Origin of the sequence: Streptomyces sp. NPDC050759 (assembly GCF_044456945.1) — a bacterium.
Taxonomy (GTDB): domain Bacteria; phylum Actinomycetota; class Actinomycetes; order Streptomycetales; family Streptomycetaceae; genus Streptomyces.
On sequence record NZ_JBITGI010000040.1, the window covers coordinates 257 to 4,605 of the forward strand.

The 4,349-nt window shown below is 71.5% G+C and carries 6 protein-coding genes; all 6 read right to left on the reverse strand.

The genetic code is table 11. From position 1 onward, the window contains the following. Positions 1–238: 238 nt before the first annotated feature. Complete coding sequence (locus ACIBJB_RS47385) at positions 239–1,138, reverse strand: SMP-30/gluconolactonase/LRE family protein (RefSeq protein WP_398940376.1); 900 nt, start codon at positions 1,136–1,138, stop codon at positions 239–241. Positions 1,139–1,170: 32 nt separating this feature from the next. Then, positions 1,171–1,821 carry a TetR/AcrR family transcriptional regulator gene (locus ACIBJB_RS47390; protein ID WP_398940377.1) on the reverse strand — a complete coding sequence of 217 codons (651 nt, stop codon included), beginning with the start codon at positions 1,819–1,821 and terminating at the stop codon, positions 1,171–1,173. Further along, positions 1,818–2,498: a DUF4166 domain-containing protein gene (locus tag ACIBJB_RS47395; RefSeq protein ID WP_398940378.1), complete on the reverse strand. Its 681-nt coding sequence runs from the start codon at positions 2,496–2,498 to the stop codon at positions 1,818–1,820. Before ACIBJB_RS47395 ends, ACIBJB_RS47390 begins: the two co-directional genes overlap by 4 nt. Beyond that, positions 2,495–3,247 carry a hypothetical protein gene (locus tag ACIBJB_RS47400; RefSeq protein WP_398940379.1) on the reverse strand — a complete coding sequence of 251 codons (753 nt, stop codon included), beginning with the start codon at positions 3,245–3,247 and terminating at the stop codon, positions 2,495–2,497. The genes ACIBJB_RS47395 and ACIBJB_RS47400 overlap by 4 nt, the downstream gene beginning before the upstream one ends. A 149-nt stretch (positions 3,248–3,396) precedes the next feature. Next, entirely contained in the window at positions 3,397–3,690 is a 294-nt protein-coding gene (locus ACIBJB_RS47405; protein WP_398940380.1) for an MTH1187 family thiamine-binding protein, read from the reverse strand. After that, positions 3,687–4,037 (reverse strand): DUF3817 domain-containing protein, encoded by a 351-nt coding sequence (locus ACIBJB_RS47410; protein WP_398940382.1) that lies wholly within the window; start codon positions 4,035–4,037, stop codon positions 3,687–3,689. The genes ACIBJB_RS47405 and ACIBJB_RS47410 overlap by 4 nt, the downstream gene beginning before the upstream one ends. Positions 4,038–4,349: the final 312 nt, after the last annotated feature.

The following is a 4,349-nucleotide window of genomic DNA, read 5'->3' on the forward strand; positions in this document are numbered from 1 at the left end:
GGGGGGGGGTGGCCGCCGGGGGACGGGCGGCTCGGCTGCTTTAGCTGTGCCCGGTAACGGACGCCGGCCGCTGCGGGCGGACACCCCCCACCCCGTCCCCTTGCCGCCGTACGCGGCTAACGGCCCGTCGTGCCGCGCGGTGGTCGACGGTCCGTTGTGGCGGAGGTGACTGCAACCCCCTAGGGGCGCGGGGAACTGCGCGACCAGCCCCCACCGGCCCGCAGACGCCCGACAACCGCTACCGCGCCCCGGTCACCGACATCACCAAGGAGTACAGAGAACTCGTGGCGGCGATGAACAGCCGGTTCCCCTTCGGGCCGCCGAAGGTCACGTTGGCCACCGGCTCGGGCACCCGGACGCGGCCGATCAGCGTGCCGTCGGGGTCGTAGCAGTGGATGCCGTCGGCCAGGGCGGCAGCCCACAGTCGGCCCTCGTCGTCGAAGCGGATGTTGTCGAAGTGGACGCCCTCGCGGGCCTCGGCGAAGACCTTGCCGCCCGAGAGCGTGCCGTCGGCGTGGACGTCGTACCGGTGGATCCGGGCCGCTCGTGAGTCGGAGACGTACAGCCGCCGCTCGTCGGGGGACAGGATCACCCCGTTGGGCCCGTCCAGCCCGTCCGCGGCGAGAGACACCTCGCCCGTGGCCGGATCGATCCGGTACACGTGGCACGCGCCGATCTCGGACTCGGCCCGGTGCCCCTCGTAGTCGCTGAGGATGCCGAAGTCCGGGTCGGAGAACCAGATCATGCCGTCGGAGCGTACGACGGAGTCGTTCGGGCTGTTCAGGCGCTTGCCCTGGTAACGCTCGGCCAGGACGGTCACCGTGCCGTCGGGCTCGGTGCGGGTGACGCGGCGGTTGCCCTGTTCACAGCTGACGAGGCGGCCCTGGCGGTCGACGGTGTTGCCGTTGGTGTTGCCGGCTGGGGTGCGGAAGACGCCGACCGTGCCGGTGGCCTCGTCCCAGCGCAGGAGGCGGTCGTTCGGGATGTCGCTCCAGATCAGCTGCCGCCAGGCGGGCAGATAGACCGGGCCCTCTGCCCAGCGGCAGCCGTCGTACAGGACCTCCAGTTTGCTGTCGCCGTTGGTGCAGGGCCGGAAGCGGTCGTCCAGGATCTCGTAGAGGCTGTCGGAGCCGGGCATGGTGTCCTCTCACGTCGGGGGGTGGTACGGGGTCAGCGGCGGCCGGTCCTGCGGAGGTGGTGGCGCACCGCCCGCTGGGCGACCGGGCCCAGGTCCTCCAGCGCGGCGACGAGCGCGCCGAGTTGCTCCAGGGCGTCCAGGGCCGCCGTGGCGCCGGACGCGTCGACCCCTTCGTACAGCTCGATGCCCACGAAGGAGGCGGCCACCGCCCGGGCCAGGCCCGCGGGGTCGGCGAACTCGCCGAAGGGCGTGGCCGTGAGGACCCTGGTGAGGACCTTCTCGATCTCGGCGATCCACAGCTCCAGGCCCGCCGCGGTGGCCGGGCCGAGGGTGGCGTGGGTCTGGGCGCCGGCCAGCAACTGGCCGAGGAGGGCCACATGTCCGCCGGCCCGCTCCTCCTCGTGGACCGTGCGTCCCACCGCGAGGAGTTCGGACAGCGAGGTCACGCCGGCCAGCCGCTCCCGGTAGCGGGCCACCGCGCGCTCCGCCCCGTAACGGCAGGCCGCGGCGAGGAGTTCGTCGACGGAGCCGAAGTGGTAGAAGACCAGCGCCTGGTTGACCCCGGCGGCCGCCGCGACCGTACGGGCGGAGGTCTTGGCGATGCCCTGTTCGGTGAGGACCCGCAGGGCGCCCTCCAGGAGTTTGGCCTTCGTCTCCAGGGACTTCGCGGACTCGGGACTCACGCGCGCACCTCCTCGCGCACGGGCCGCAGGCCGGGGCGGACTCCGCAGGTCGCGATGTCGCTGTACGTCGCCTCGAAGGAGCCCTCGTAGCCGAAGAGCGGGCCGAAGTACCGGTTGACGACCCGGACCCGGATGCGGAAACGGCCCGCCTTGTCGTCGTACGACTCCCGCACCTCCGCACGCGCGCCGATCAGCTCGGGCACCCGGACGTCCACCACGCCCTCCCGGAACCGGTGCTCCCCGGAGCGGATCAGCAGCGAGCCGTCGGGCTCGGCGCGGAAGTGGAGCTCGCTGGCCAGGTGCTGGTGGGTGCCGAGGTAGTCCAGGATGCGGTCGCCCTTGGGGCTCAGCACCATCTGGGCGTCGAAGCGGCGGGGGCGGCCGGGCAGGTGGAAGGTGCGCACGAAGGTCACCGTCTCACGGCCACAGGTGTCCACGTAGGGCACGTTCTCGATCACGAACGGCACGCTCCGCCCCGGTCTCGGCACCAGGATGTTGCGGGTCGAGCCGAGGGCCAGGAAGGGCTTCACGAAGGCCCCGCCGTGCCAGACACGGTCCATCACACCCCGGCCGGTGCACGCCTCACCGGTCGTCAGGCCGACCGAGAAGCGGCGTTGGAGCTGGGGGTGCAGGCGGTCGAAGTCGGCGCCCATCACCGTGCGGAACATCGAGGTCATCGCGGGGTCTCCAGGGTGCGAAGGACACGCGGCGCACGCACGCGTGTGGCGGGCCGGCGCAGACAGCGGCGGGCGGCCGGGGTGCCGGGCAGGGGTGACGTGAACAGGGCCAGCGAGATGACGACGGCGAGGAGGAGTGGCCAGACGTACGCCATCGACGCCGCCAGCGGGCCGAAGAGGCGCAGGAGGCGCTCCAGGCCAAGTCCGGTGGTGCCGACGGTCACGACGAGGGCCCGGACGAGGATCTCCGCGAGCCAGTTCCGCAGCGCGCGCTCCGGGGTGATACCGCGCTCCAGCCACAGGCGCAGCCGGTCGAAGGACCAGGCCGTCGCCCAGCCGATGAGGGGGCGGAAGAGCAGACGGTCGGCGACGGCACCGACGCGGCCCCAGCGCGGGCGGTAGTCGTATCCGGTGAGGAAGGTGACGCCGTCGCCGTCGGGGATGTATCTCCAGTAACCGCTGCCCTCCGCCAGGAGCGAGAGCGGGTGCGGCGAGGAGAAGCGCAGGGCGGAGGTGCGGGTGCCGTCGGAGCGTTCCCGCTCCCCCGCGGAGACCCCCGTGCCGGCGACGGTGAGACCGGGCAGCACCCGGGTGGCGTACCGGAAGCGCTGCGGCTCGCCGTCCGCGCGCGGGAGGTAGGAGATCCGGGTGAAGCGGAGGTCCCAGCGCTGGTGCTGGGACGGTTCCTGTGTCCGGGTCCAGAGATCGTCGAGATCGGCGCGGATGCGTGCCTCGATGTAGAGCCCCATTGTTCCCCCCAGGTGAGCCCACTGTTTGAGCGACTGCTCAAACTACCGAGCAGGAAGGTACACGTTTTTGAGCGATCGCTCAATCATGGGGAACGAGAAAACCCCGGCCCGCGCGGGCCGGGGTTCGTCACTGTCGTGGCGCGGCTCGGTCAGTCGGCGAGGTGCCGCTCCACCGTCTCCACCTTGGAGGTCAGACCGTCCGTCACTCCGGGCCGGATGTCCGCCTTGAGCACCAACGACACCCGCGGCGCCCGCGCCTCCACGGCGGCCACGGCACGCTTCACGACGTCCATGACCTGGTCCCAGTCACCCTCGATCGAGGTGAACATCGCGTCGGTACGGTTCGGCAGCCCCGACTCGCGCACGACCCGCACGGCGTCGGCGACGTACTCCCCCACGTCCTCGCCGACCCCGAGGGGGGTCACGGAGAAAGCGACGATCATGCGCCCACGACCCCTTCCTTCGCCGTGCGGGCACGGGAGGCGATGACCGCGTCCTCGGCCTCACGCTTGAGCCTGCGCTCGGCGAAGAAGCCGCCGGTGGGCAGCACGGAGAGCACGAAGTACCAGATGCCCGTCTTCGCGGACCACTTGGTGCGGTTCCAGGCGTCGAACCAGAAGATCACGTACAGGATGAACAGGACGCCGTGGACCATGCCCATCACCGGCACGGCGTTGAAGTCCGTGGTCCGCTTCAGCACCGAGCACACGAGCAGGAGCAGGAACGAGATCGCCTCGGGAGCGGAGACCAGGCGGAGGCGTCGGATGGCGGAGGCTGTCTTGAGGTCCACGGGTCACCTTCGGTGGGAGGTACGTCGACAGTTTGTGAACGCACGCACAAGCGTTCGTCCATTGTGACAAATGGTTCGGGGAGTCGGTGATGGGGGGTGTCGGGCGTCTGCGGGCCGGTGGGGGCTGGTCGCGCAGTTCCCCGCGGGCCGCGTGCGCGGGGCTTGGGCCGGGCGCCTACGAGGGTGCTGGGTCAGGTAGTCGGGCGGCTGCGGGTGAGTGGGGGCTGGTCGCGCAGTTCCCCGCGGGCCGCGTGCGCGGGGCTTGGGCCGGGCGCCTACGAGGGTGCTGGGTCAGGTAGTCGGGCGGCTGCG

What these genes read in the sequence shown, in the direction of transcription:
- ACIBJB_RS47405 (WP_398940380.1), bottom strand. Translation starts at nt 3,690, where the DNA reads ATGATCGTCGCTTTCTCCGTGACCCCCCTCGGGGTCGGCGAGGACGTG.
- ACIBJB_RS47395 (WP_398940378.1), bottom strand. Translation starts at nt 2,498, where the DNA reads ATGACCTCGATGTTCCGCACGGTGATGGGCGCCGACTTCGACCGCCTG.
- ACIBJB_RS47385 (WP_398940376.1), bottom strand. Translation starts at nt 1,138, where the DNA reads ATGCCCGGCTCCGACAGCCTCTACGAGATCCTGGACGACCGCTTCCGG.
- ACIBJB_RS47400 (WP_398940379.1), bottom strand. Translation starts at nt 3,247, where the DNA reads ATGGGGCTCTACATCGAGGCACGCATCCGCGCCGATCTCGACGATCTC.